Below are 26261 nucleotides of genomic sequence, written 5' to 3'. Positions count from 1 at the left end.
TTATCCATGCCTTTTCAGTCAACTGCCATGGAATCAGAAAGGTCCACCGTCAAACCTCCATTTTCCTTACAAAAAGAAAAGACCAGCTTTATCAACTGGTCTTTGGGTTATTCAATTAGCAGCAGAATGAAGCACCGATGATAATCAATAGAATGAACAAGACAACGATTAATGCGAAGCCTGATCCAAATCCGCAGCAACCACCGCCGTATCCACCTCCACCTCCACCATAACCGTACCCTGGTCCTGCAACATTTCCACCATATCCGTACATTAAGTTTCACTCCTTTTAGAATTCTGATTTCTCTTTACACCTTACCATATGTCAATACGCCCGCCTTGGTCTGTGTATTTGCCTATTTTTCTGGATTTAAGAAAAAACTTCAATCAACACCTTAATCACCGTTCATCATTCAATGGCTGATATACCAAGAGTAACCATGAAAAATGTCAAAAAAACGTTTCATTTTTATTGTGTTACTTTAAAATTGGGATATAATAAGGAAAAAACAATTCTTAGCCTCTTTAAGCTATCTCATACCCAATTAGATACATAAAAGGTTAATACGGGGGAACATAATTGAAAACGAACGCAAAATCCTTCATCCCTTTCGCTGCAATCGCCACGATCCTTCTAATCAGCTATATCCTTCAAAAAGTTCCTAAAACATATGGATCAGATGATTCGATAAATGTTTATCAAAAATTCCAATCAGGCCAGCCCATTCAGTATCTCGTTATTGGTGACAGTATCGGAAGAGGATCAGGGGCAGAAAGGCCTTATCTCACATGGTTCAAACAGTTAGAAAATAAGATGAATGAAACCAATGATATTCCTTTACACGGAGACTACGTGGTCCAAAGCGGAGCCACTGCTTTTGAAGGTCTATTCAAGCTTTCCCAAAGAAGGGAGCATGATCATAAAGATCTGATTTTCTTCGTTTTTGGTGAAAATGATCGCAAATATATGAATGTCGATGATTTTACTATGACATATGAAGCTTTAATGAGAAAGGCAAAACGTCTCCACCCTAATGCTGAATTATTCACAATAACAGAGAGTTCCTTGAAATATGAGGAATTTGCGTCTGCAATTGGAACTTTATCCAAACATTACGGTGCAACTAATGTGGATATGCGACCAATATTCAAAGATTCAGGATATACGGAAAAACAGCTGACCAGAGATTTGATTCATCCAAATGGGCTTGGTTATAAATTATATGCTGATGCAATTTATGAACGGTTCCTGGATAACATCAAACGGGATAAGGCCGTAGCAGGTCTTCCATCTAAGCTTCATGCCCGTTCTGGATTTGAATTATCGGAAATTGACCACTATGAAAAAATGAGCGGTTTCCGTCCAATGGGCGGCTATTTCACTAGTAGTGAAAAGGGCAGTGTGATTGAATATAATTTCAAGGGAAGTATGCTTGGTGTGAAACTCCTTAGAAGTCCTGATGGCGGGGAAGTGAATGTACGGATCGACGGAAATGAAATCACGACTTTGAATACGTGGTGGCCATTTGCACGTGAAAGATATTTATTTGTCACAAATGGGCTCCGTCCCGGTTCACATACTGTCCGTTTTGAGGTGACTGGCAGGACTAAAGCAATGGAGCTTACCACCATTCCATATGTCCGGATCGCTTCAATCATCACAGATTGAATATTACCCAATAAATACCCCCCTATCATCTGATAGGGGGTTTTCCAATCAATCAAAAAGCTTTTTGTATTCTCCGTACCCTTCTTTTTCAAGATCTTGGAGCGGGATGAACCTTAATGATGCAGAATTGATGCAATAGCGTAATCCCGACGGTCCCGGCCCATCATTGAAAACATGACCCAGATGAGAATCGGCAGTTTTTGAGCGAACCTCGATCCTTCTCATTCCATAACTCGTATCGAGGTTTTCCACCACTTCTTCTTCTTTAAGCGGTTTAGTGAAGCTTGGCCAACCGCAGCCTGAATCGAACTTTTCCTTTGAAGTGAAAAGAGGATCACCTGAGACGATATCGACATATAATCCTTCCTCCTTCAAGTTCCAATATTCATTGTTAAAGGCTGGTTCCGTTCCATTATTTTGCGTGACTTCATATTGAATCGGAGTGAGTTTCTGTTTTAATTCTTCTTTACTTTTCATTTTTTTCCCCCCAGTGATGCTGTATAAATGCTTTGCGTCCTGAACCAATCGAATATCTTTCATAATGCTCAGGTTGCTTTTTATAATAATGCTGGTGGTATGTCTCGGCTGGATAAAACGTTTTGGCTAGCATAATCGGAGTTACGATCGGTCCGGAAAATTTCCCGCTCGCCTGCAGCTTAGCTTTGGATGCTTCTGCAATTTCACGTTGGTTTTCGTCATGATAAAAAATGGCCGTTTGATACGAACTTCCCCTGTCATAAAATTGCCCGCCAGCATCTGTCGGGTCAATTTGCTGCCAAAATAACTCGATTATCTTCTCATATGGATATACGTTTGGATCAAAGGTGATCTGAACAGCTTCATAATGTCCCGTGGTTTCAGAACAAACTTCTTTGTACGTGGGATTTTCCGTAGTCCCACCTGTATAGCCAGAGATAACGGATTCGATGCCAGGCTGTTCATCGAACGGCTTCACCATGCACCAGAAACAACCACCTGCGAATGTTGCTTTCTCTAATTGCTTTGTCAAATGAAAATCCTCCTTTTTTACAAACAATCCATTGAATGCATTTTAACGCTTTTATATTACCCTGTAAAATAATATGCTGATCGACCCATTTTACCAAAGTGATCCCTTCTCTTTTTAAATGGGAGACACGCGCCCAAGCATAAAAACATATGATAAGAACATACTGGAAAAATGAGAGGTGTTGGAAATGAGCGATAAACAATCATATTCACAAAAATCGGTAACATATGATTTACTATCGACTTATTATCAAAACAGCGATCCGCAATTGCATGATTATTATTACCATAAGCATTTGAAAAGTCTCGAAAAATCAACACAACAATTAAGATATGAACAAATGAATGTCCTACTGCCTGCACAAGTTCGCTTTTTACATGCTGTCCCAACAGCTCCCTCATTTGATGTTTATGTAAATGAAATGAGTATCCTCAAAAATTTCTCATATAAAGAGAACAATGGTTATTTACCACTGCCCCCTGGAAAGTACCAATTTGATATATACCGCAGCGGGCAAACCACCTCACCTCTTTTAAGCTGTGAAGTGGCTCTCGAAAGCAGGACTTCCTATACCATTGCTCTAGCACCTACCCTGGCTACTGAATCGTTGAAAATGTTACCCTTCGAAGATAATCCAACTGTTCCTCCAAATGAAGCAAAGGTTCGATTCATCCAGCTTTCACATGATTTACTCTCGGTGGATATTGCCGTCAAAGATGGAGATGTCGTTTTTGATCGACTCCATTTCAGGAAAGCAAGCGAATATCTTAATATTCATCCCATGATAGTAGACTTCGAAGTGAGGATAGCTGGGACAAAAGAGATTGTATTCCCTTTGCCAAACAAGGCTTTCCAAGAAAATACTCCCACAACCATTTATATTATCGGATCGAATCGGGAATCATCCTCACTAGAAACCCTAACGCTCTCTCCATAAATGGAAAAAAACCAGGATGCATCGATCCTGGTTTCTTATCCATTTATTCACTATCACTGTAATGATGATGGGACGGTCAATAAAAACGAAATATCATCATTTTCTAGATCGAATTCTTTCGCCTTCACCCTAACATCGCTTTTCAGTTCCATATCCTGTAATGATACATAAATACTTTCGTCATTGGGACTGATGCTAACCCAATCCGGCATGTTATAACGCTCATTTATTAAATTCATTACATATGAAACAGGAAGGTTCATTTGCCCGACTGCAATTGATTTTTGCTTTAGGATCAAATCCCCATTCTTTTGGGCAATTGGTTCAAAAGTCAATTTCATTTCCACTTCACGGTTGAAAAATGGCATTGTTCCATATAACTCGACTTCATCCGTTAAATACACTTCATAGTGAATGGATCCCGTCAATCCCTCTTTATCCAGATACTGGTTGATTAATCTTGTCAAATCTTCTCGATTCGTGTGAATTTGAAATTGGATATCTTCTTCGTGGCTTACTTCGGGTATCAGCTCTTTATCTTTAGTCGGCAGATTAACTAAAATCGTTACAAACAGGATGACCAGGATGTTTAGGGCTAATAGGGAAATAAACAAAGTCTTCCATTTGACATTTGTCATTCTTGGTCATCATCTCCTTTGGCACTCGCTTCCAATGTATCCTTTCCGATAGTGGTAATATCCATATCATTATAGATTCTTGTCGCGATTAATTCATATCCGCGGTCATTTGGGTGAAAATAATCCTCGGCATACAGCAAATCTTCTTCGGATTTCTCGAAAATGTCTGCTATTTCAATAAAATAGGCTGAATCATATTCTTCGATAATCTCTTTCCCGCTTTCATTCCAATCATTCATGATCATATCAAGTTCATAAAAATCTGCGAACCATTTGGAAAATGGATTATAGACGCCCACAAGGTAAATTTGCGCATGATCATTTTCGGAACGAACCTTATCAAGTATTTGCCTTAATCTTTTTTCATACCCTATTTTTGCCGAATCAAACTGATTCAGTTCTAAGTTCGAGAAATTCTGCTTAAAGACCTTCATGATATCATTTCCACCGATTGTGACGACAATCGAGTCAGCTTGCTTTATGTCTTCTTTAATCCTAGCTTTATCCAGTCTTTTCAATAGTTGGTCGGTCCTATTTCCACGTATGCCATGATTAATCATCTCAACGGAAGTAATCGATGGTTCTTTTTCCAGCTTATTTTGTAGATAAGGCAAATACCCGCCATTATCTTTACTATCTCCGACACCTTGAGTCAAGGAATCGCCAATCGATACGATTTTCACAGGGTCCGGAAAAAAGCTGGCAGGAATGGTTTCCTTTTTACTCAGCTCAACTATGCTTTTCTGCTGAACAGATGGCTGATTTGAGGCTGTTTCGCTTTGACCGCAGCCTGAGATCCAAACTAGGCATATGAAAAGACAGGTGATTCTGTACCTCATGACCCTCACCTTCCTACCCATATATTATATCATGCAGAAAACGAAAGATTGCAAACAATATACCTTCATTGTACTTCTAGCTTGAGCATTCCTTACTATACGATATGAAAAATGCAGTGAATTAAAGCTAGTCCTATAAAAATTAGCATGTACTGAGCATGCAAAATCATTCTTCGCTGCTGCTGTTTCTTCAAAAACAAATTGCCTCATTTTCACCATCGCTAAAGCTTTAATGAAATCATATTAAAGGCTGGATGAAAACAGAAAGAACAGGTCATTTAACCTGTTCAATAATTCTGTAAAATTTTTATATGCTTAATGATTTCATCAAAGGGAATATCCTGCAGACCTGTATAATCCATGATGATCTTTCCTTCTTGATCGATTAGAAAAAAGCTGGTCCCATGAATCACCTGATCTTCTGCTTCTGGTTTTTTGACGATCGTTTTAAAGTTATCCAATGCAAACTGCTCGATTTCTTCCTGACCATAACCGGTCAGAAAGTGCCAATTGCCGTAATCCACATTAAATTGGTCACCAAACCTTTTTAAAACATCAGGTTTGTCAATTTCCGGGTCCACGGAAAATGAAACGAACTCTACATCCGTAATACCTTCATCCTTCAATTGCTGCTGCAGCTTCGACATATTCGAAGTCATGGGTAGACAGACCGTCTCGCAGCTTGTGAATATAAAATCCGCTACCCAAACCTTTCCTTTAAGGTCACTTTTTGAGAAAGGTTTACCCTCCTGATCAGTGTAACTGAAATCTTCAAGGTCCCAATTTTTAGCATCAGGTACACCATTGGAACCGCATGCTGTCAACAGCAAAAAAATTGATGCCCCCATAGCTGCCATAAGCAAATGCAGCTTTCTCATCCCTACCCCGTCCTTTATGTATAAAATATTCTGTTACTTCATTTATTCTAACAGACCAATTGGAATGAGAACAGCAACTATTTCTACGAATTAAAGACAATTGTAAAAATGACAAAACCTCCGCGATTCGCAGTTTATAATGGTTTATCCATATCAGTCCCAATAATACATGATTGCCATGGCGCCTTCACCTGTATGAGTACTGACAACGGCAGTTGTTGCTTCTATCTTTATATCTTGATATCCCGATAAGTCTGCAATGGCCTGGCGGACCTTATCCGCTATTTCAAGACCATTCGCATGTACAAATCCAATGCCTCTAATTTTTTTGCCTTGAGTATCTTCTTTGAATTTCTTGATGATGAACTTCACGACCTGTGACTGGCTCCTAGCTTTGGATACAGGATTCAGTACACCATCGTCCAGAATTGCAATCGGCTTTATGTGAAGCAATGATCCGATAAAAGCAGAAACTTTGCCAATCCTTCCACCCTTAACGAGGTTATCAAGTGTTTCTATGACAATGATTAAACTTGACTGCTTTTTAATATGTTCCAGTCGATCAATTATCTCCGCCACGGATTTCCCTTCCTTCGCCATCTTCGCTGCCTCGATCACCTGAAATGACATCGCTTTTGAAATGAATTTCGAGTCAAAAACGGTAACCTTCGCTTCAGACATGCTAGCTGCGCTTTCCGCTGAGCGAACTGTACCGCTCATGCCACCTGTCATATGTATGGAAATAATCTCGCTGCCATCCTTTCCGAGTTCATCATATACCTCCACAAAGGTACCTACGGCTGGCTGTGAGCTTTTTGGCAATTCTTTTGACTGGTTCATCCTTTTCAGGAATTCTTCTTGTTCGATTTCAACCTTATCCAAAAAAGTCTCTCCATCTATAAAGATCGATAAAGGGACCATTGTTATATCATATAATTCCAGTTCCTCTGGTGTCATATCTACTGTCGAGTCTGTTACTATCTTTATTTTATTCATCACTACACATCCCTAAATTAACATATCTATTGTATTATACCTGTTCAAGGTAGGCATTCAAACCAAAGGTCTTCTTTTTTTCAAGTGAAGTGATACTTATCTTTTGAAATGATTACACAAAAAAAGACCGTTCCATGGAGCTAACCTGAACACATGCCGATTTATTCGTAACTTCATGGCATTCGTGTCATCTCCTTTAACGGAGAAGTTAGCTATGGAACAGTCCGCATTAAGCATTATTGAGTAAACTTCCAAAAAAAAGCTTGTTATAAACGGGCCATTTGAGTACAGATGCTAAATAATGCTTAAATGAGTAATTTTCTTTATGATCTTTATTGGCAAAAACCTTCTTAACAAATATTTCCAAACGCGCGGCCAACATAAAAAAATTCGGATCACTAGGCAGTAAGACAGGTATTTCTGAAATTGTGACCTTATGTCCAAAACAATCTTTGAATTCCAAGCATTTGAACATCAAAATATCAATCCTCATTTTTTACCGATTGCTTATATTATACACAATAAATCCAAAAGTATAAATATTCAAATGTGTAAAAAAACAGATAAATCAGATTGACTTTCTTAAAAAAAAAGACCCATAAGGGCAAAATGCCATTATGGGCTTCTCTTTATAAACCTTCCTCGTAGGTGCCTTCCCGCAAGCTTTCACGTTTCACCCTTCGTTTATAGACGACTTTAGATAAAGAAATACTGATTTCGTATAATAACAGCAGTGGAACCATCACCATAAAGTCTGACATAAAGTCAGGCGGCGTAATCGATATCGCTATGACAACCAGTACAAAGTATGCATATTTCCTTAACTTTTGTAGCACATAAGGATTAATTATGCCAAGTGAGGTCAAGAACATGGTAACGACTGGAAGCTCGAATAAAACAGCAAAAGGTATCGTCATATTAAATACGAATGAAAAGTACTTATCCGCTGTAAAACTGGTTATGAACATCCCATCGCCCAATTCAATCAAAAATTGAAGAATGGTCGGGAAGATGACAAAATAACCGAAAGCAAGCCCTCCGATAAAAAGCAGGAAAAGTGCTGGAATATAGGCAAGGGTCGCCCTTACTTCATTTGGCATCAAAGCGGGTTTAACGAATAACCAGATTTGCAGAGCAATTACCGGTATCGTTGCCGCAATGGCTACGACACCTGAAAGCATAAAGTAAATCCAGATAATATCACTCGGTCCCAATACCATCAGGTCAAAATCGAGATCTTTCACGAACCAATTATAAATCTCCTCAACATAAATAAAACTGGCGATAAAAAAGATGACAAAAGCAACAGCCGTTATGATGAGCCGTTTTCTCAATTCATCGAGATGATCGATGATATTTAATTCTTTATCTTCCAAAGTTGATCACGCCTTCATCTGAAAATCCGTATCTTTGTTCCAGCAAAAAGGCGCAAGACGATTCCATCTTACGCCCAGCATTCAATCATTCATGATTTTTTTGTTGTAGCTTCTTATCCTCTTCATAATCACCTTTTGTTAAATCACTCGTGGACTTTTTAAACTCACGAAGCGTTTGTCCAAAAGCACGGCCAATTTCTGGAAGTTTCTTCGGACCAAAGATAATTAAAGCCAATATTAAGATGAGAATTAGACCAGGTACTCCAATGTTCGACATGGATACATCCCCTTTGGTGTTGTAATTAGACCTACTCCGATTATAATACCATTTCCAACCAATTGAAAGGGAACTGGCAATTCGTCATAGAATGGTAACAATTATCGACAGTATGCCCATATACGACTGGGCCGGCAGAATAAAATGTAAATACATAGGTATTATTCTATCCTAATTTAACATTTTGTCCATGATTAAATCAATAAGTGAAATAAATTACTGTCTTTATTGACCTCTACGAAAGAGAATCCTTTCTTGTTCATCCTTTGAATGAGCCCTTCATAATCATTTTTATATTTTAGCTCTATACCAACCAGGGCCGGCCCACTTTCTTTATTATTTTTCTTCGTATATTCAAAACGGCTTATATCGTCATTCGGTCCTAACACCTCATCAAGGAATTCCCTTAAAGCTCCAGCACGTTGTGGAAAATTCACGATAAAATAATAAAGCAGCCCTTCATATAATAAGGATTTCTCCTTAATTTCCTGCATACGCCCAATGTCGTTATTCCCTCCGCTGACCATGCAAACAACCGTTTTGCCTTTGATTTGTTCTTTGTATAAATCCAACGCGGCTACAGATATAGCCCCTGCCGGTTCAGCGACAATCGCATGCTGATTATATAAATCGAGAATCGTCGTACAGATTTGGCCTGAAGGTACGACAACGATATCTTCCAGGTTTTCCTTACAAAGCTGATATGTCAACTGTCCCACACACTTGACAGCTGCTCCGTCAACGAATGTATCTATGTTTTCAAGTTCTGAAACTTTTCCTTCCTTGAAGGAGTATTCCATCGAAGCAGCACCTTGCGGCTCCACTCCAATGCATTTCGTTTTTGGGGAAACCGATTTGAAATAACTCGATACTCCGGCCATTAAACCGCCACCGCCCATAGCGGCAAATACATAGTCGATTCCATCTTCACAATCATTCAGGATTTCTACAGCCGTTGTACCCTGCCCGGCGATTACCTTTTCATCGTCAAATGGATGGATAAAGGAACGCTCTTCTTTTTCACAGCATTCCATCGCCATGGCAAATGCATCATCGAATGTATCTCCGATAAGAATGATTTCCACATTATCCCTTCCGAATAACTGAACTTGATCGACTTTTTGCCTTGGAGTTGTAGCAGGCATATAAATCTTCCCGTGAATACCCAATTGGCTGCAGGAAAAAGCAACTCCCTGTGCATGGTTTCCTGCACTGGCACAAACGACTCCATTCTTCGTTTCTTCCTTGGTCAGGCTTTTCATTTTATAGTAAGCCCCTCTTAATTTAAAGGAACGTACGTGTTGTAGATCCTCGCGTTTTAAATAAACATTACAATCATATTTTTCAGAGAGCCTCTGATTTTTTTGTAAAGGAGTATGTAAAACGATTTCTTTCAGTTCTCTATAGGCAATTAGAATATCTTCCAATTGAATCCCCCTATTCTTAGATGCAGTCTGATTCATAACAATCCCTCTTTTCCTTCCTAATGAATTCAATCATTATAGCACTTTAATGTTATTAATGTAATTGATTTTTCTAAAAATTCTTTCTTTTGTTTGTTCCATACCAAAAAAATCCGATTATGGTCATTTCACCATAATCGGATTAGCACTTTATTTTTTTTGTAGAATAATAAAATCATGTGCATATCGATTTTTTTCATCGATGCTGCCTGGGTTTGAGGAGATATTATCCCATTCATTTTCATCAATCACGGGAAAGAAAGTATCACCTTCAAAGGTTTCATGAATTTCCGTTATATACAGACGGTCGGTAAAAGGAAGGATTTCCTTGAAGATTTCGGCTCCGCCAATCACGAAGACTTCCTCATCATGGTTATCTGCAAACGTTTTGATTTGGGCAATATCATGTAAAACTACGCAGCCTTCCGCTTTAAAATCCTGATTGCGGGTAACGATGACATTTTCCCGGCCAGGCAGGACCCTGCCGATCGATTCAAATGTTTTTCGGCCCATGACGATCGGATGGCCCATCGTCACTTGTTTAAAATACTGCAAATCTGCCGGTAAATGCCATGGCAGTTTATTGTTTTTACCTATCACACGATTTTGATCCATAGCCACTATCAACGATATCATATGCTCACCTCACCTTTTATATGGGGATGGGCTTCGTAATTTTCCAGAACGAAGTCCTCGAAGCTAAAATCAAAGATATTTTTCACATCTGGATTGATTTTCATGATTGGCAATGGTTTGGGATCACGAGTCAACTGAAGTTCCACTTGTTCAAGGTGGTTAGAGTAGATGTGGACATCCCCAAAAGTATGTACAAATTCGCCAACTTCCAAATCACACACCTGTGCGATCATCATCGTTAAGAGCGCATACGAAGCTATATTAAAAGGAACACCTAAAAAGACGTCCGCTGAACGTTGGTATAGCTGGCATGAAAGCTTGCCATCAGCGACATAGAATTGAAAGAAAGCATGGCAAGGCGGCAAGGCCATTTCGTCCAGTTCCCCAACATTCCAAGCACTGACTATCAATCTTCGTGAATTTGGATTCGTTTTGATTTGGTCGATCAATTCACTGATTTGGTCGATTTGCCTTCCATCGGCCGTTCCCCAAGAACGCCATTGATGACCATAAATCGGACCTAATTCCCCCTTTTCATCAGCCCATTCATTCCAAATGCGCACGCTGTTTTCCTGAAGGTAGCCAACGTTTGTATCACCCTTCAAAAACCATAATAGTTCATGGATAATCGCTTTTAAACTAACCTTTTTCGTTGTAAGTACTGGGAATCCATCTTTTAAATTGAATCTCATTTGATATCCGAAGGTACTGATCGTTCCTGTTCCCGTACGGTCACCTTTTTGCGATCCATTTTCGAGTACATGCTTACATAAATCTAAATATTGCTTCATGATAAACCACCTTTTCTACTTTCATTCTCCTTTATTTTAACGTATTATTGCCCAATGTTTAATCTAATTGTTTAATTAAATTATAAGTCTTGGGTGCTTTTTGTCTAAGCAATTGATTTTGTTCATTGTTCACATAAAACATGGCAAACGTTTCTGCAAAGTATTCCTCAGGGTAATTGGAAAAATACGTCTGTCCAGGAAACAGCCCATCCACTTCCTTCCCCCAAATCTTCAAATAATCCATGTCTTCACGGATTCCATCAAACACTATATTATCAATTGAATGCCCCAGCTCATGCAGTTCCAAATTAACGGAGCCATGCCCGTTGCCCTTGTCACTTGCTCCGATTTTAACCAATACCGTATGTGAACCGCCCATACCAGGCACATCATCCCAAGTTGTTTCTTTATTCAAATAACCACGCGGAGTTTTCCCCTTTAATTTGGCCGCGGATTGATTTTCTGTTAAATCACCATCGAATAGTTTGATTCTCACACCACTTTCAGCAGTTTTCACCAAAAGGGAATGAGGCAGTTTATTAATGGTTCCAGCAATTTTAAGTGCTTCCCTTTCATCGTACTCATCTTCTGGAAATAAAAATATTCTTTGCAATTCTTTATTTCCCTTAAAAAGTTCAGCTTGTCTTAAAAGATTATCTTTGGGTAGATTCCGCCATTTTACCCCTTCACCCTTCGCTAATGAATAGGAGAGCATTGAGAGTAAAAAGACAAATAATGCAAGTATGGATAACCATTTCTTCCTTTTCACACTTTTCTCCCCTTTCATTGTTCCTCATTATTGTTAAGAAAATATATGTAATTTAAAATCTCTAAACCTTTCATACTATTATATTAGTATAACATATTGAACTAATGTAAAAACTGTATGTTTTTTTGGTAATTTCGGTTGCACATTCATTAGGAGAAGAACCATTAATCCGCTCTTTTCATATATCAACAGTATATAATCGTAAAAGGTTTAAGGTGATCGCATGGAAACCAACAATAAAAAAGCCATATTGAATGAGTCCCGTGAACTTGCTGAAGAAGTCCTTGATATTTACAGTTTAAAAGTGTTTATCATTCTCGACCTTTTTCTGTTCTCCATTTTCTTTGGCATACTGCTGCACCCGCTACTGCATTCTCTCTGGCTTAACTTTTTATTGCCTTTGCTTTTCTTCACTACATTTACAGCCCTTCTTCAAATATTTGATATTTTCCAAGAAAAAAGCTGACATCATATTTGATGTCAGCACTGACTGTAGGCAAACTCGATGAAAATCGAGTTTGCCTACAGTTTTTTTATGGGTGTACAATTTTTGATTTCCGCTCCAGGCACTCGCTTTCCGCGGGCGGTCCGGGAGCCTCCTCGGCGCCTTTGCGCCTGCGGGGTCTTCCCTGGACGCGCTTTTCCCGCAGGAGTCTCGCACCTTCCGCTCCAATCAACTTTGTTTTAACTTTTAGATTGAACCCTTTTGCCTAAAGTCTTTATTTTTTTGAAATAGAATTATTAAAACTTGAGGTGATGAGGATGCTTTCTAAACATGATTCTATTCAGCGAGATCAACTTGAAATGATTTTCAAAAGGGGTTCGGAATTTTTTAATTCCGAACCCCTTTTGTCTACTAACTGAAGCACAGTTCTTTAAACTGGCTCTACTTCATATTTATCTTTATTAACTTATTGTACTAAAGCTCACCGTTAGTTATATAAACATCTATTAATTTTTCGAACGGTTTTCAGTAAAAAATATAGTTAAAAAGAAAAAAATCTTCCCCTACTAAAAAAAGGAACGATGATGAAAATTATTTTTTTATATAATGAAGCATAGCAAGTTGACCTAATTTCCCAACTTTGGTTAATGTGTATTTTAGAGTAATATCATCTCCGATATAAAGGGAGATTCCTTTCCCTAAAATAATTGGTGCAATGGCTAGTTGGAATTCATCAATTAAATTTTCTTTAAAAAATTCACGAGCTAAGACTCCTCCACCAATTAACCATATATCTTTACCAGGCTTTTGTTTTATATTATTAATGAAAGTTTTGACATCTTCATCAATAAATGAAGCATATTCATCTGATCCACTAACAGATTTAGAAAATACATAATTTTTATAATCACTATAAGGATAATTCATATCAAATCCACGAATGACATCATAAGTTCCTTTTCCCATAACAACAGTGTCAATTCTTTCTAGGAGTGAATTGTAGCCAGAATCTCCTTCTACTTCTGTTGATTCTAACCACTCTAATGTACCATCATCATTTGCAATATAGCCATCAATTGAAGTACCAATGTATAAAATAATGTTACGCTGTTTTTTCATCAACCAACTGATCCCCCTCGGAACATAAACTTGATATTTCTTCATAAAAACCATCTTTTAATTCCATTGATACTTCCTCCAGGTAAGATACCAATCTTAACAAGATTAATTCTTCACTAAATTTAATTCTCCTTCTTTCACTAACCTGCGTCGTTAGTTCATGATAAAGCCGCACTTTTATTCGCTAATGCAAAAGAAAAAAATGGCATGCGGTTGGACGACTTTTAAAAGACTTTAAAAATTGGACATGCAGGCGATGCTGATTTTGCTGCCATGAAATTAAAGAAAATACTAACTGGACATGGAGAGATTGAGAAATGGTAAAAATCAAAATTGGAGAGGTCTAATTAAGAGAAATAACAAAAAAATCGTGAAAGTGGATCGGGATGAGACCATTCCGAACCCTTTAGTTAACAAAAAGCTGACATCATTTTTGATGACAGCTTTTTAAATAGTGCTCAACCATGTTCCTTGAGCTTTTTCCTTTTGTTCAAATGAAATACGATCGTGGTGCCGAAAATCAGCAAAATAAAGGCAAAAAAGATTGCAGGCGGGATTTCGATTCCAGCAACGGCCATTAACATTTTTATTGCAATGAATCCGATAAGGACATATGCGGCAGTTTCCAATTCAGGAACCTTATCTATCAATTTTAGAAATAACCCCGCCACTCCCCGCATCATCAAGACACCAATCATTCCGCCTGTCAAAAGGACCCAGACTTTTTCACTCACCCCGAATGCGGCCAAGACACTATCGACGGAAAATGCTATATCCATCAATTCCACTGCTGCAACCGTTCCCCAAAATGCACCAAACATACGGATCAGTAAGCTGTTTTTACTCATTCCCTGGATATCTTCATCAGCTTGTTTATTTCTTTTATCCCTAAAGTATTTAAATGAGAGCCAACCAAGATAGGCAGCTCCAATCACTTTCACCCACCAAAGTTTAATGAGGAAAACACCGATTCCAATCGCTATAAATCTAAAAGCGTAAGCACCTAATAAACCGTAAAAAAGTGCTTTTTTCCGTTGTTTTTCCGGAAGGTGCCTGACCATTACAGCTAATACCAAAGCGTTATCCGCCGATAGCAATCCTTCCATTAATACGAGCGTTCCAATCAATCCCCAGCTCACCGGGTCGGATAAAACCTCCACCCACATATGCCAGTCAAAAAATTGAGCATACGTTTGTATGATGTTATCTAACAACTCTGACATGATAAAGACTCCTCTGCTACTATAACAGCAAAATTAGAAAACCTTTTAAAATAACATTGTTCCCCGTTATGATAAAAAGTCTACTTTTATTTTAAACACAAAATAAATACGTTGCATGACAACGTATCATTCGATGCTTATTAAAAATTCATTTTCATTTCATCATACTCTTACACTTAAATGAAATCAACGAAACCAACCACTATGAGAGCCTTTGTTTACTCGTCCACTCTGGCGGCGTATTTTTATCCCAATATATTTTCCCTATATTATAATGGGTGGCAAATGAATCATGATAGGTATGATAGTGAAAATCGAACCAATATCCTTCAAGTGGAGGATTTTCCTGCCTGACATGGAATCTGATGATATCCTTGCCGCTGTTGGAATCATAAATATGAAATATTTTCTCGGCCCTTCCCGCACTCGGCTGCTCAGTGATGGTTAATTGCTGTAATTTTTCATCTGGAAATTGAGCAGCCATTTCTGTAATGGCTTCTTCCATTTTTGGTAATATGGCCATTTTGAACTCATCGCCAATTTTAGGATTAATCTTATCGCCAAATTTCATAAATGCGTTTTCCTCTGCCTTATTCAGAATGCCCGATAAAAATTCTTCCCGGTTGAATTCTTCTGCCAGTTCAGTTGAATTCTGCGAAGGAAGATAGGCTAATCCCTCTTCTTCCACTAACCCTTTTTTAGTATCCTTTAACGAATCGGCTTCCGCAAGCCACGCCAGATCTGAAGGAGTGACAAGACCAAACGTCAAAACGGATACTAAAATGACAAGACTTTTCCTAAACCAAACTGCTGCTTTCAACTCACACTCCCCCTCCTTTTTTTGTATTGTCTTTATATTTAGTATACTTTTATTTTTTGGTAATTACGAATATATAGTTACCCATGTTTTAAAAATCAAAAAAAAGGATAAATACCTATATAAACCTTATGAACCCGAACTTTTTCATTAAATATCAGCAATTTTACATTATTATGAAGGATTTTGACGATTTTTGGAGAACTTAATTAGATTCAAGTCTTTTTAAGGAGGGGTCTTATATGGCTTCGACTGCCATGGTGGCTTTATGTCTTGTAACATTAGCATTTTTCGTATATTTATCATTTGCTGATTAAGAATAAATGAATACCTACGAAAAATCACCTTGTCATTTTTCTACAATGACAAGGTTTTCTTTTCACTCAAACATAAGCCTTTCCTTTTGGCAAATAAAAGGACTGAATAATGGAGGAATCATTTTGGAAAACAACAATGAAAACATTAAAGATAAAGATTACAAAAGGGAAACAGCGACAGGAAACGCCGGAATGGTCGTTACAGCTCATCCCGTAGCCACTTCCATAGGGGAAAAAATATTACGTGAAGGTGGAAATGCTGTCGATGCGGCGGTCGCCATCCAATTTGCCCTAAATATTGTGGAACCCATGATGACTGGTATCGGCGGAAGTGGTTTCCTTATGGTATATAACGCTAAAGATAAGGAAACGAAAATATACGATGGCCATGTAAGGGCACCTAAAGCCGCTCATCGAGACATGTTTCTTGATGAAAACGGTGAAGTCATCCCATTTAAAGAAAGATCAATCAAAGCTACAGCTGTTGGCATTCCCGGAATACTGAAAGCTATGGATGAAGCACTCGCCGAAAATGGAAGCAAGCCATTAGCAGACCTTATCGAGCCATCCATTGAATTTGCAGAAAAAGGAGTTCCCGTCAATTGGGTTCTTTGCGATGCTCTTAAAAATTTTGAATATCGATTGGGCGATGAAGCGCGTAAGTTCTTCATGCCAAACGGAAAACCCTATCAGGACGGTGATTTGCTGATAAAAGAAAAACTGGCGAATACCTATCGGATTTTACAACGTGAAGGAATTTCCGCTTTTTATGAAGGTGAAATCGGAGAGGGCATCATTTCATGTATACAGGAACTTGGAGGGTTCATGGAGCTTTCTGATTTAAAAGACTATAAAGCCACAATCGATGTACCAATATATGGGACTTATAAGGATTATCGAATTGCATCATCAAATGCCCCAAGTGCTGGCGGATTCACGGTCATCCAAATCCTGAAAATATTGGAGAGCTTCCATTTAGAACAATATGACGTCCGTTCTTGGGAAAAATATTATTTAATAGCAGAAGCGATGCGTCTGGCATTTACAGACAAAAAGGCATTTCTCGCTGATCCTGAATTTGCCGAATTGCCATTGGCAGGTCTCATGCATGATGAGTATATTTCTAAACGCCGCTCATTCATTAATTTCAAAGCAAGGAATAATGCCATTGACTTCGGAAACCCTTGGATTTATGATTCCGTGCAACAAAGGGAAGTCATTCCGCAGCCTAATGAAGAAGATATCAGTGAAACAACACACTTCACTGTCCGTGACAGATGGGGCAATATCGCAGCATGCACTTCTACAGTGGAACATCCATTCGGATCAGGCATCATGGTTTCCGACTATGGTTTCATGCTGAATAACGAACTGACTGATTTTGATTCCATTCCAGGCGGCATGAATGAAGTGCAGCCCAATAAACGCCCCGTCAGCTGTAAAAGCCCGACCATCATCTTTAAAGACGGCGAGCCGATCTTGACGTTAGGTTCACCTGGAGGACCAACCATCATCAGTTCAGTCGTACAAACGATCATCAATGTCCTCGATTTAAAAATGGATTTGAAAGCAGCCATCGAAGAACCTAGAATTTTCACTCCAATGGGCCCTCACATTGAATGGGAGCCTGGAATGGATATGACTAGCAAAGGCCATTTGGAAGCAATGGGCTTCGCTTTTAATGAAGTTCCCCACTCTATAGGGAATGTCCAAGCGATACAAATCAACCCTGATGGCTCGAACTATGGTGCTGCCGATTCTAGCCGAGAAGGCTGTGCCATGGGTCTGGACGAAACAGATTATAAATCATGATCACTGGATGGAAATGAAGCCAAAATGGAATCTGGATGTTTTTCTCTTTATTACCTCAAATCCAAATTCCTCAAAGCGGGAGCTGCGAAAATGGTCTTTCAACACGACTCTCTTGCGCGCAACCCGCTTGGCTTCTTTCATTATTTCCACAGATAAATCCTTACCTTCCGCAAAATGAGTCAGTCCTCTGATTCCATTCGATTCCTGAATCGTTTCTTCAAACATGGGGTCGAAATATACGACATCAAAATGATTATCCGGCAATGTTTTCAAAATTTCGTAATGATCACCTTGCATGACCTCTATTCTTCTCATCGCAGAAATCATTTTTTCTTCTGCATCCTCCCATGTCTTCATCCCATGGTTCACGAGCAAGGCCAAATATTGATTTCCTTCCAATGCGACAACCTGTCCATGTTCACCCACTGCGAAACTTGCGACAATTGCATCAGAGCCCAAGCCCAAGGTACAATCAAGCACAGAATTCCCTTCATTTATATCTCCGGCAATGAGAAATGGATCACTTTCGCCGCGAACTATTCTTTTTAGACGGATCATCGCCAGGTTCGGGTGAAAAAAGAATGGTTCTTTTTCCTGGTATCGATATAACTCCATCCTCTTTTTACCAAAAACAAGGCAATCATCTTCATTCTGTTCCGATTGGATATCTCTCACCGACCGTTTTCTTCGGGCTATAAAGGGGATATGTAATTCTTCAGCTAACCTTTTGGCTAATATCATCGTTTCTTTATCGGCTCTTCCTACTGTTGTGACAAACATGAATCCTACCCCTTCATACTCTCTTTAATTTGAAAAGAATGCCCTGTTTCCAGGACATTCCGCTTCATCACTTATTTACTTGACTGAACGCTGCCAATAAATTTTCCATAATAGCTTCCATTGGCTGTCCTTCTATATCATGGCGTGGAATGAAATGTACGACCTCTTTGCCCTTTAAAAGAGCCATGGATGGTGAAGAAGGCTCTATTCCATCGAAGTATTCCCGCATTTTAGCTGTTGCTTCCTTATCTTGGCCAGCAAATACAGTTACCAAATGATCTGGCTGTTTGTCTGCTTGGAGTACGGCTTGAGTAGCAGCTGGACGGGCTAACCCGGCAGCACAGCCGCAAACTGAATTCACGACCACAAGTGTTATACCTTCTACCGATTCCATAAAGTTTTCAACGGCTTCAGCGGATTCCAACTCATCAAAACCTGCTTGCACCAGTTCCGCACGCATTGGTTTCACCATTTGTTTCATATATTCATCATATGCCATCGACATAAAAAAACCTCCTTGGTTACAATTCTTCAATTAGTATAATCATACTATATTCTTGAGAGCATATGCAAAAATGACGCTTAAAGCTTTGTAAAATTTCATTGTTCTTCACAAAGAAACATGGCGACAGAATCCTCTTTCATTCTGCCACCATGTTTTAGTCATCCTTTTAACTTAAACTTTCATTACTCCGCCTGAGCTGGCATTCGTCACAAGTTTGGAATAACGCGCTAAATAGCCTGTCCTGACTTTTGACTCGAAGCCTTTCCAATTGGCTTTGCGTTTTTCGAATTCTTCATCGGAAATTTCCAATTGGATTTTACGATTATTCAAATCCAATTCGATGATATCTCCATCTTCAACAAAGGCGATCGGGCCTCCCTCAGCTGCTTCGGGGGATATATGACCAATGCTGATGCCTCGGGATGCGCCTGAAAAACGGCCATCAGTGATCAGACCGACTTTCGCTCCAAGTCCCCTCCCGACGATTTGGGAAGTGGGTGCCAACATTTCCGGCATACCCGGCCCACCTTTAGGTCCTTCGTAACGAATGACCACTACATCCCCTTCTTTAACTTTTCCAGTAATGATCCCGGAAAGTGCATCTTCCTGGGAATCGAAACAAATGGCAGGACCCCTGTGGTAGCCACCAACTGATTCGTCAACCGCCCCCACTTTTACGATGGAGCCTTGAGGAGCAAGGTTACCAAACAATACCGCAAGCCCGCCACGCTCAGAATGCGGATTATCCAACGGATGGATAACATCCTTGTCCAATATTTCACAACCGGCAACATTTTCGCGGAGCGTTTTACCCGAGACAGAAAGGCAGTCTCCATTAAAGGCACCTGGTTTTTTGAGTAACTCATTAATGACGGCACTTACACCACCGGCATTATGTACATCTTCAATATGATAATCGGATGCCGGTGCGATCTTCGCTAAATGCGGTACGCGGTTAGCTATTTCATTAATGCGTTCCATTGGATATTCAAAACCTGCTTCATGTGCCAATGCAAGTGTATGCAAAACGGTGTTGGTAGAACCGCCCATCGCCATATCCAATGCAAATGCGTTGTCAATTGCATCAATCGTTACGATATCACGAGGCTTGATATCCTGTTTGATTATCTCCATCAACTGTTTAGCGGATTTCTTAACGAATTCCTTACGTTCTTCGGCTACCGCCAAAATCGTTCCATTTCCCGGAAGCGCAAGTCCCAATCCTTCAGCCAGGCAGTTCATGGAGTTTGCAGTGAACATTCCTGAACAAGAACCGCAAGTAGGGCATGCAACTTGCTCGATTTCCTGCAAATCTTCTTCATTGATATTACCTGCTTGATAAGCACCCACCCCTTCAAAAACGGATGTTAATGAAAGAGATTTACCGTTTTTATCTTTACCTGCTTTCATGGGGCCGCCGCTTACGAATATTGTAGGAATATTGACACGAAGTGCTCCCATCATCATTCCCGGCGTTATCTTGTCACAGTTTGGAATGCAAACCATACCGTCAAACCAATGTGCTGATACAACAGTTTCCACGGAATCTGCGATGATCTCACGGCTTGGCAAAGAATACCGCATACCAATATGACCCATCGCAATTCCATCGTCTACCCCAATCGTATTAAATTCGAAAGGAACACCGCCTGCTTCGCGAATCGCTTCCTTCACTATTTTTCCGAATTCCTGAAGGTGGACATGACCTGGAACGATATCGATATATGAATTACAAACCGCGATGAACGGTTTACCGAAATCTTCTTCTTTAACCCCTGCTGCCCGCAACAGACTTCTATGTGGAGCTCGATCGACCCCTTTTGTAATCATGTCACTTCTCATATTTGATGTAGACATTTGTTGTACCCCCAATTTCCACTAAATGTTTATTGATTCAATATAATATAATTTTTAGTATACTCTAAAAATTCTAACATATTTACATACAAATGCAACCATTCAACACTAAATATCTACAAAAATCATTTTACTAAAATAATAGAGATCCAATTTATATCTAAAAACTTCTGTCTATCGAAAAATTGGCCATTTTGAATGTTTTTGAATTCCATCTGAGGGGAACTAATCTCAAACGACTTGAAGATCCGCTTCAAAAATAAAAAGGCATGCGGATGAAATCATCCGCATGCTTTTTCCTGTACCATTTTAGATCCCATTAAGTCACCATTAAATCTCACTTGTCATTCGCTTGTCTTGATTCTGTCATTTGCTTCCAAACCGAACCTTTTGCTTCTTCCCCATTTTCTATACGGTCAATGGCCATCTTGACCTGCAGGGCCACTTCGAATTCAGGGTCCTGTTCCGCTTGTTTAAGATAAGGGAGGGTCGTTTCATTCCCCGCTTCGTATAAAAACATCGCAGCCCTCCATCTAACCAATTTATTTTTATCCGAAAGTGATTGAGACATTTCCCCCATCGCTTCTTCAAAGCCAAGATCGGATAAACAATCACCAGCCGTACGTCTTACCGCTGCACTTTTATCTTTCAATGCTTTATACAAACTCGGAAGCACTTTTCTATCCTCGATCATACCCAAGTATACAACCGCAAGCCTTCGAATGGAGACCTTACTGTCGGAGAGTGCCATATCCAATACTGGAATATCATCAACTGTTGGATCTTCCATTTGTTCCAAAGCCTGATAACGCTTTTCCCAGCTTTCGTCATTCAGCATTTCTGCAGTCAGTTTAATTTTCGGTCGTTTCAAAAATGCCTCCTTCGTATCCACGATTTCTTTTGCAGCGGTTACTAGCCGATTAATTCGTTCTTCCGGATAAGCTGCAATTAACTCATCCGATACTTCCTTCACGATATCTTCCATATCACCATATCTTACGCCATAATCCTTCCATTTTCGAAGCAGGACTACATTATCATCTTCTTTTTGGGCAGCGGCAATGCCCTTTATGAAATAATCCGGTAAGGCAAAACGTTTTTCATGTTGGCTATCACTTGCTTTAATTTGCATCGGAATACCCTTGAATTGTTGAATGGCAACACTTACTTCACCGTAATGTTCATTTAATGCCGTTTGTTGATTTTGTTCTTCGGTTTTTTCCCCGAAAACCTGACGGATTTGGACCAAGATATCTTTCCAATCATATTTCGCATTTCGCTCAACGGCTAAGAAGTCGGCAACATGATATACCCCTTTCACTCCCTCGATCGTAAATAAATCTTTGATCAGCTGGGGTGCTTGGTCAGCTTGATCTTTCTTATAATTATTGCTTTTACCAGCTAATAGCTCTTCAGTTAAATTGATTTTCATTGTATTCGGACTTGGTGTAGGTTCTATCGACTTAATTTTCAATGCATTTCTCTCCTTTTACAAGACGTTTCCATGTACTAGATATTATCACATCGGCAACAGATTCTCATGCAATTGAGATTGGCTAAAAAAAGACCGATCCAAGTTTGCTCACTTGGACCGGTCACCACGCTCATTCCTCTTCCAATTTTTCCGCTAAATACGTCCATCTTTCCATCAAATGGTCTAATTTATCCGTTAGTTCCTTTTCTTCTTCAAGCAGCAGGCGGACTTTTTCAAAATCGCTTCCCGCTGCTGCCATTTCTGATGTTATGTCTTTCAGGCGTAGCTCAGCCCGTTCCATGTTACCTTCTATCTCTTCCCATTCCTTGCTTTCCGCATAAGTTAGTTTTTTCTTTTTCTTTTCGGTCCGGTTCAGCTGAGGTTCCGGTACTTTTACCGGCACGGCCTCTTCCGTCTTTTCTTCCAAGAACTCTGAATAATTGCCGTAATAGAAATCAATTTCACCTTTATTCTTGAAAACAAGAAGCTGATGGCACGTTTTATCCAAGAAATACCTATCATGTGATACAGTAATGACTACACCTGAAAACGTTTCTAAATAATCCTCCAGAACGGTCAAGGTTTGCGTGTCCAAATCATTCGTCGGTTCATCCAAAAGCAGGACATTAGGCGCGGACATCAATATGTTAAGGAGATATAAACGCCTTTTCTCCCCCCCGGACAGCTTGCGAATTGGCGTCCCATGCGATCCCATTGGAAACAAGAATCTTTCAAGCATCTGCGCAGCCGATATGAAACTACCATCTTTAAGTGCGATTGAATCCGCCGTTTCACGTATATACTCTATCATGCGCAAATTCTCATCCATATCGACACTTTCTTGCGTATAGTAGCCTATTTTCACGGTTTGCCCTTTTTCCAGGTTGCCTTCATCTATAGATTCCCGTCCTGCCAGGATATTTAACAAGGTTGACTTACCACTGCCATTATTACCGACGATCCCAATCCGATCACCTGGTTTGAAGAGGAAAGAAAAATGGTTGATGATGGTACGATCACCGAAGGATTTAGAGACATCCCTCATCTCAAGTACCTTTTTCCCAAGACGGGCACCGCTTAATTCCATTTCCAGGTTGTCGGATTTCTGCTTATCCTTTACACCTGATTCCAATGTTTCGAAGCGTTGGATCCTGGCCTTTTGTTTCGTTGTACGGGCTTTGGCACCTTTACGGATCCAGGCCAGTTCTTTTTTGAATAGACTTTCCTTTTTCGTTCTTTCAGCCGATTCATTCTCTTCACGAATGGCCTTTGATTCTAAATAATCCGCATAGTTTCCTTTGTATTCGAAGAGCTGGGTTTGGGCAATTTCCCAAATCTTATTGGACACACGATCAAGGAAATATCGATCATGGGTTACAAATAAAACGGACTTTTGGTATTTCCCCAAATATTCTTCAAGCCAAGTGATGCTTTCGAAATCGAGATGGTTCGTAGGCTCATCCAAAATCAGTAAATCAGGGGTCTCAATCAAGGTTTTTGCCAGGGCCGCACGTTTTTTTTGGCCACCTGACAGTTCCCCCAATTTCCTTGAATGATCAGGAAGACCAAGCTTGGTCAGAATCGTTCTGGCATTGGCACTAGTATCCCAGGCGCCAAGCGTGTCCATATCCTGTTGCTGTTTTAACAAACGGTCCTGTATTGCGCTATTCTGCGGGTCTATCTGGAGTTGAACGAGCGTCTTTTCATACTCTTTAATCAATGAAAATACAGGAGTTGAACTTTCATACATATATTCCATGATCGTCAATTTCTCATCAAAATGCGGATCTTGGGACAGATAGGAAATCGTATAATCATTCGGATGATCCTTCGTTCCTAAATCACTGTCTTCCAACCCTGCGATGATATTCAATAATGTCGATTTACCGGTGCCGTTTATACCAACGATCCCGATTTTTTCCCCTTCGGTAATGGAAAAAGAGACATCTTTAAAAAGCAGCTTTTCCCCTTGAGTTTTCATTACATGTTCCATGCTAAAAACTTTCATAATCGTACATCCCATTCCTTATTAAATTCCTTTAAAAATCCAACCATATATTCATGCCTTTCACTTGCAATCTTCTTGGCTGTACAAGTATTGAGCATATCTTGCAAACGCAATAATTTTTCATGAAAGTGATGAATGGAAGAACTTTTGCCATTCCTGTATTCCTTCTTGGTCATGTTTTCCCTTATGGGCAATGAAGGATCATACATAAGTTGTCCCTTTTTCCCGCCAAATGCAAATGTCCTGGCTATGCCAATGGCACCAATTGCATCCAAGCGGTCCGCATCCTGAACAATTTCAGCCTCGATCGAAGGAAGCTTCAACTGCCCTGCACTATATGAAATTGTATGGATGATCTGTTTGATGGCATCCACACTATCAATATCCAAATTTATTTCATCAAACCAAACGTCAAGCTTTTTCCAGCCTCCATCGGCATCCTGGTTTAGTTTATCATCCGGGATATCATGAAGCAGAGCCGCCAATTCAATAATGAACTCATTTCCTTTTCGTTCTTCTTTTGCAATATGTAAAGCCAGCTTACGAACACGATCGATATGGAACCAATCATGGCCGCTGGCATCAGAATTCAATTGGTCATATACATACTTCTCCGTTAATTCAATCATCTTTTGTTTCATTTCACCACTCCATGTCCTTTCTATTTTACCATGGTTCTCAATAATGGTGTGCTTTAATCTTCATTGAACCAACTGATCCCAATCGTCTGTTCACCAGTATGCACCCCGATGGCACTGCCCAGTGGGGATACATGGGTCAACACTTGAGGAAATTCGTCGGAAATCATCTTTTTCCATCTTTGTGCCTGCTCCGATACTGCACCATATAATATGGTGCATTCTTTTACTTTTCCCGCTTCGACTGATCTGCGAAAATCAGTGAAGATCTGTTTTTCCGCTTTTTTAAGGTTCCGAGGTTTGGATTTAGTATGAAGCAGACCGTTTTCGATTGAAATGATGGGTTTAAAGCTCAATAGGCTTCCTAGTATATACTGTGCGTTTGTTAACCTGCCGCTGCGATGCAGCTGATCTAAAGAACCTATTAATACATAGGTTTCATGGTTATCCGCATACATCCTCGTTTTGACGAATGCCTCATTGATGGAATCACCATTATCAATATAATGCATGAGCTTTTTCAAGATTAATAGCATTGGAAAGGGAATAAGTAAAGTATCAAAAACGTCAACGGGGATCGTAACCATTTGTGCAGCTTGCCTGCTCGCGGAAACGGTCCCGCTCAATTCACTTGAAAGGTGTACGGCTATGATTCGATCATAGCGTTTTTCAAGCTCCTTATATAACTCTTGGAATCTGCCGACCGAGGGCTGTGACGTAGTGGCGGTGATTTTTTCCTCACTCATCCGCCGGTATAATTCCTCAGGTAATAGGTCGACGCCATCTTCATATTCCTTCCCATCGATGATGACGACCATCGGAACGACATATACATGTTCATTCAACGATAACTCTTCGTCTAAAGTTCCCGTACTATCTGTTACCCATGCAATTCGTTCCATGGTTTCCCCCCTCATTTGTGTCTTCTATTATATTCAACATCCCAACCATCTGTCCCCTTAAAAAAACGGATGCATTCATTAAATTT

28 protein-coding genes are annotated in these 26261 nt (G+C 39.7%); 4 read left to right on the top strand and 24 right to left on the bottom strand.

Going from position 1 to position 26261, the window contains the following annotated elements:
* Positions 1 to 115 precede the first annotated feature (115 nt).
* Positions 116 to 274 (bottom strand): YjcZ family sporulation protein, encoded by a 159-nt coding sequence (locus tag BS1321_RS23965; protein ID WP_081112983.1) that lies wholly within the window; start codon positions 272 to 274, stop codon positions 116 to 118.
* A 306-nt stretch (positions 275 to 580) separates the two neighbouring features.
* On the opposite strand from BS1321_RS23965, the gene BS1321_RS23960 reads away from it, so the two are divergent.
* Positions 581 to 1669, top strand: a complete 1089-nt coding sequence (locus tag BS1321_RS23960) for an SGNH/GDSL hydrolase family protein (RefSeq protein ID WP_063234370.1) — start codon at positions 581 to 583, stop codon at positions 1667 to 1669.
* 48 nt (positions 1670 to 1717) lie between these two features.
* On the opposite strand, the gene msrB is transcribed toward BS1321_RS23960, so the two are convergent.
* On the bottom strand, positions 1718 to 2146 hold the full coding sequence (gene msrB, locus BS1321_RS23955) for a peptide-methionine (R)-S-oxide reductase MsrB (protein WP_063234369.1): 429 nt from the start codon (positions 2144 to 2146) through the stop codon (positions 1718 to 1720).
* Positions 2136 to 2627 (bottom strand): peptide-methionine (S)-S-oxide reductase MsrA, encoded by a 492-nt coding sequence (gene msrA / locus BS1321_RS23950; RefSeq protein ID WP_411836493.1) that lies wholly within the window; start codon positions 2625 to 2627, stop codon positions 2136 to 2138. The genes msrB and msrA overlap by 11 nt, the downstream gene beginning before the upstream one ends.
* A 238-nt stretch (positions 2628 to 2865) precedes the next feature.
* Here msrA and BS1321_RS23945 point away from each other — a divergent pair, with 238 nt between their 5' ends.
* Positions 2866 to 3615 carry a DUF4397 domain-containing protein gene (locus tag BS1321_RS23945; RefSeq protein ID WP_063234367.1) on the top strand — a complete coding sequence of 250 codons (750 nt, stop codon included), beginning with the start codon at positions 2866 to 2868 and terminating at the stop codon, positions 3613 to 3615.
* A 53-nt stretch (positions 3616 to 3668) separates the two neighbouring features.
* Here the strand turns inward: BS1321_RS23945 and BS1321_RS23940 are convergent, their stop codons facing one another.
* From BS1321_RS23940 to BS1321_RS23890, 11 genes are all read right to left on the bottom strand, one after another.
* Positions 3669 to 4253 (bottom strand): YpmS family protein, encoded by a 585-nt coding sequence (locus BS1321_RS23940; protein ID WP_063234366.1) that lies wholly within the window; start codon positions 4251 to 4253, stop codon positions 3669 to 3671.
* On the bottom strand, positions 4250 to 5092 hold the full coding sequence (locus BS1321_RS23935) for an SGNH/GDSL hydrolase family protein (RefSeq protein WP_069981732.1): 843 nt from the start codon (positions 5090 to 5092) through the stop codon (positions 4250 to 4252). The genes BS1321_RS23940 and BS1321_RS23935 overlap by 4 nt, the downstream gene beginning before the upstream one ends.
* 287 nt (positions 5093 to 5379) lie before the next feature.
* Complete coding sequence (locus tag BS1321_RS23930; protein ID WP_063234365.1) at positions 5380 to 5970, bottom strand: SCO family protein; 591 nt, start codon at positions 5968 to 5970, stop codon at positions 5380 to 5382.
* 153 nt (positions 5971 to 6123) lie between these two features.
* Positions 6124 to 6966, bottom strand: coding sequence for a DegV family protein (locus BS1321_RS23925; RefSeq protein WP_063234364.1), 843 nt, complete (start codon positions 6964 to 6966; stop codon positions 6124 to 6126).
* A 229-nt stretch (positions 6967 to 7195) separates the two neighbouring features.
* Positions 7196 to 7441: a DUF2535 family protein gene (locus BS1321_RS23920; RefSeq protein WP_232522725.1), complete on the bottom strand. Its 246-nt coding sequence runs from the start codon at positions 7439 to 7441 to the stop codon at positions 7196 to 7198.
* A 154-nt stretch (positions 7442 to 7595) separates the two neighbouring features.
* The gene (gene tatC / locus BS1321_RS23915; protein WP_063234362.1) at positions 7596 to 8342 is read right to left on the bottom strand and encodes a twin-arginine translocase subunit TatC; all 747 of its coding nucleotides are present in this window, start codon (positions 8340 to 8342) and stop codon (positions 7596 to 7598) included.
* 85 nt (positions 8343 to 8427) lie between these two features.
* Positions 8428 to 8619 carry a twin-arginine translocase TatA/TatE family subunit gene (tatA, locus tag BS1321_RS23910; protein ID WP_034307557.1) on the bottom strand — a complete coding sequence of 64 codons (192 nt, stop codon included), beginning with the start codon at positions 8617 to 8619 and terminating at the stop codon, positions 8428 to 8430.
* A gap of 194 nt (positions 8620 to 8813) precedes the next feature.
* On the bottom strand, positions 8814 to 10082 hold the full coding sequence (ilvA, locus tag BS1321_RS23905; protein WP_063234361.1) for a threonine ammonia-lyase IlvA: 1269 nt from the start codon (positions 10080 to 10082) through the stop codon (positions 8814 to 8816).
* Positions 10083 to 10232: 150 nt separating this feature from the next.
* The gene (locus tag BS1321_RS23900; RefSeq protein WP_063234360.1) at positions 10233 to 10718 is read right to left on the bottom strand and encodes a dihydrofolate reductase; all 486 of its coding nucleotides are present in this window, start codon (positions 10716 to 10718) and stop codon (positions 10233 to 10235) included.
* Positions 10715 to 11509: a thymidylate synthase gene (locus BS1321_RS23895; RefSeq protein WP_063234359.1), complete on the bottom strand. Its 795-nt coding sequence runs from the start codon at positions 11507 to 11509 to the stop codon at positions 10715 to 10717. Before BS1321_RS23895 ends, BS1321_RS23900 begins: the two co-directional genes overlap by 4 nt.
* A gap of 58 nt (positions 11510 to 11567) precedes the next feature.
* On the bottom strand, positions 11568 to 12278 hold the full coding sequence (locus BS1321_RS23890) for an anthrax toxin lethal factor-related metalloendopeptidase (RefSeq protein WP_155726488.1): 711 nt from the start codon (positions 12276 to 12278) through the stop codon (positions 11568 to 11570).
* 223 nt (positions 12279 to 12501) lie between these two features.
* Here BS1321_RS23890 and BS1321_RS23885 point away from each other — a divergent pair, with 223 nt between their 5' ends.
* Positions 12502 to 12744: a hypothetical protein gene (locus BS1321_RS23885; protein WP_063234357.1), complete on the top strand. Its 243-nt coding sequence runs from the start codon at positions 12502 to 12504 to the stop codon at positions 12742 to 12744.
* Positions 12745 to 13314: 570 nt separating this feature from the next.
* Here BS1321_RS23885 and BS1321_RS23880 read toward each other — a convergent pair.
* The 3 genes from BS1321_RS23880 to BS1321_RS23870 form a co-directional block, all read right to left on the bottom strand.
* Positions 13315 to 13842, bottom strand: a complete 528-nt coding sequence (locus BS1321_RS23880; protein ID WP_063234356.1) for a dihydrofolate reductase family protein — start codon at positions 13840 to 13842, stop codon at positions 13315 to 13317.
* Positions 13843 to 14300: 458 nt separating this feature from the next.
* Positions 14301 to 15065 (bottom strand): TerC family protein, encoded by a 765-nt coding sequence (locus BS1321_RS23875; RefSeq protein ID WP_063234355.1) that lies wholly within the window; start codon positions 15063 to 15065, stop codon positions 14301 to 14303.
* Between the two features lie 202 nt (positions 15066 to 15267).
* Entirely contained in the window at positions 15268 to 15885 is a 618-nt protein-coding gene (locus BS1321_RS23870; RefSeq protein WP_063234354.1) for a YpjP family protein, read from the bottom strand.
* Between the two features lie 437 nt (positions 15886 to 16322).
* On the opposite strand from BS1321_RS23870, the gene ggt reads away from it, so the two are divergent.
* Positions 16323 to 18011 (top strand): gamma-glutamyltransferase, encoded by a 1689-nt coding sequence (ggt, locus tag BS1321_RS23865; RefSeq protein WP_232522724.1) that lies wholly within the window; start codon positions 16323 to 16325, stop codon positions 18009 to 18011.
* On the opposite strand, the gene BS1321_RS23860 is transcribed toward ggt, so the two are convergent.
* From BS1321_RS23860 to BS1321_RS23830, 7 genes are all read right to left on the bottom strand, one after another.
* Positions 18012 to 18791, bottom strand: a complete 780-nt coding sequence (locus tag BS1321_RS23860; protein WP_063234353.1) for a class I SAM-dependent methyltransferase — start codon at positions 18789 to 18791, stop codon at positions 18012 to 18014.
* 67 nt (positions 18792 to 18858) lie between these two features.
* Positions 18859 to 19296 carry a BrxA/BrxB family bacilliredoxin gene (locus tag BS1321_RS23855; RefSeq protein ID WP_063234352.1) on the bottom strand — a complete coding sequence of 146 codons (438 nt, stop codon included), beginning with the start codon at positions 19294 to 19296 and terminating at the stop codon, positions 18859 to 18861.
* Between the two features lie 171 nt (positions 19297 to 19467).
* The gene (gene ilvD, locus BS1321_RS23850) at positions 19468 to 21138 is read right to left on the bottom strand and encodes a dihydroxy-acid dehydratase (RefSeq protein ID WP_063234510.1); all 1671 of its coding nucleotides are present in this window, start codon (positions 21136 to 21138) and stop codon (positions 19468 to 19470) included.
* A 352-nt stretch (positions 21139 to 21490) separates the two neighbouring features.
* A complete protein-coding gene (locus BS1321_RS23845; RefSeq protein WP_063234351.1) occupies positions 21491 to 22627 on the bottom strand; it encodes a conserved virulence factor C family protein in 1137 nt (378 codons plus the stop codon).
* A 130-nt stretch (positions 22628 to 22757) separates the two neighbouring features.
* A complete protein-coding gene (locus BS1321_RS23840; RefSeq protein ID WP_063234350.1) occupies positions 22758 to 24635 on the bottom strand; it encodes an ABC-F family ATP-binding cassette domain-containing protein in 1878 nt (625 codons plus the stop codon).
* A complete protein-coding gene (locus BS1321_RS23835) occupies positions 24632 to 25276 on the bottom strand; it encodes an HD domain-containing protein (protein WP_063234349.1) in 645 nt (214 codons plus the stop codon). Before BS1321_RS23835 ends, BS1321_RS23840 begins: the two co-directional genes overlap by 4 nt.
* A 53-nt stretch (positions 25277 to 25329) precedes the next feature.
* Positions 25330 to 26175 carry a DegV family protein gene (locus BS1321_RS23830; RefSeq protein ID WP_063234348.1) on the bottom strand — a complete coding sequence of 282 codons (846 nt, stop codon included), beginning with the start codon at positions 26173 to 26175 and terminating at the stop codon, positions 25330 to 25332.
* Positions 26176 to 26261: the final 86 nt, after the last annotated feature.

Source organism: Peribacillus simplex NBRC 15720 = DSM 1321 (assembly GCF_002243645.1).
GTDB classification, from domain to species: Bacteria; Bacillota; Bacilli; order Bacillales; family DSM-1321; genus Peribacillus; species Peribacillus simplex.
The sequence above is the reverse complement of the archived record's forward strand: the minus strand, read 5'-3'. Positions and strand labels throughout refer to the sequence as shown.

Coding starts and splice junctions, on each gene's coding strand:
- BS1321_RS23940 (WP_063234366.1), bottom strand. CDS start 4,253: ATGACAAATGTCAAATGGAAGACTTTGTTTATTTCCCTATTAGCCCTA.
- msrB (WP_063234369.1), bottom strand. CDS start 2,146: ATGAAAAGTAAAGAAGAATTAAAACAGAAACTCACTCCGATTCAATAT.
- BS1321_RS23835 (WP_063234349.1), bottom strand. CDS start 25,276: ATGAAACAAAAGATGATTGAATTAACGGAGAAGTATGTATATGACCAA.
- BS1321_RS23855 (WP_063234352.1), bottom strand. CDS start 19,296: ATGTCGATGGCATATGATGAATATATGAAACAAATGGTGAAACCAATG.
- BS1321_RS23895 (WP_063234359.1), bottom strand. CDS start 11,509: ATGAAGCAATATTTAGATTTATGTAAGCATGTACTCGAAAATGGATCG.
- BS1321_RS23885 (WP_063234357.1), top strand. CDS start 12,502: ATGGAAACCAACAATAAAAAAGCCATATTGAATGAGTCCCGTGAACTT.
- ilvD (WP_063234510.1), bottom strand. CDS start 21,138: ATGAGAAGTGACATGATTACAAAAGGGGTCGATCGAGCTCCACATAGA.
- ilvA (WP_063234361.1), bottom strand. CDS start 10,082: ATGAATCAGACTGCATCTAAGAATAGGGGGATTCAATTGGAAGATATT.
- BS1321_RS23965 (WP_081112983.1), bottom strand. CDS start 274: ATGTACGGATATGGTGGAAATGTTGCAGGACCAGGGTACGGTTATGGT.
- BS1321_RS23875 (WP_063234355.1), bottom strand. CDS start 15,065: ATGTCAGAGTTGTTAGATAACATCATACAAACGTATGCTCAATTTTTT.
- BS1321_RS23930 (WP_063234365.1), bottom strand. CDS start 5,970: ATGAGAAAGCTGCATTTGCTTATGGCAGCTATGGGGGCATCAATTTTT.
- tatA (WP_034307557.1), bottom strand. CDS start 8,619: ATGTCGAACATTGGAGTACCTGGTCTAATTCTCATCTTAATATTGGCT.
- BS1321_RS23840 (WP_063234350.1), bottom strand. CDS start 24,635: ATGAAAGTTTTTAGCATGGAACATGTAATGAAAACTCAAGGGGAAAAG.
- BS1321_RS23935 (WP_069981732.1), bottom strand. CDS start 5,092: ATGAGGTACAGAATCACCTGTCTTTTCATATGCCTAGTTTGGATCTCA.
- BS1321_RS23830 (WP_063234348.1), bottom strand. CDS start 26,175: ATGGAACGAATTGCATGGGTAACAGATAGTACGGGAACTTTAGACGAA.
- BS1321_RS23945 (WP_063234367.1), top strand. CDS start 2,866: ATGAGCGATAAACAATCATATTCACAAAAATCGGTAACATATGATTTA.
- msrA (WP_411836493.1), bottom strand. CDS start 2,627: ATGGTGAAGCCGTTCGATGAACAGCCTGGCATCGAATCCGTTATCTCT.
- BS1321_RS23925 (WP_063234364.1), bottom strand. CDS start 6,966: ATGAATAAAATAAAGATAGTAACAGACTCGACAGTAGATATGACACCA.
- BS1321_RS23920 (WP_232522725.1), bottom strand. CDS start 7,441: ATGTTCAAATGCTTGGAATTCAAAGATTGTTTTGGACATAAGGTCACA.
- BS1321_RS23860 (WP_063234353.1), bottom strand. CDS start 18,791: ATGTTTGTCACAACAGTAGGAAGAGCCGATAAAGAAACGATGATATTA.
- BS1321_RS23880 (WP_063234356.1), bottom strand. CDS start 13,842: ATGAAAAAACAGCGTAACATTATTTTATACATTGGTACTTCAATTGAT.
- BS1321_RS23900 (WP_063234360.1), bottom strand. CDS start 10,718: ATGATATCGTTGATAGTGGCTATGGATCAAAATCGTGTGATAGGTAAA.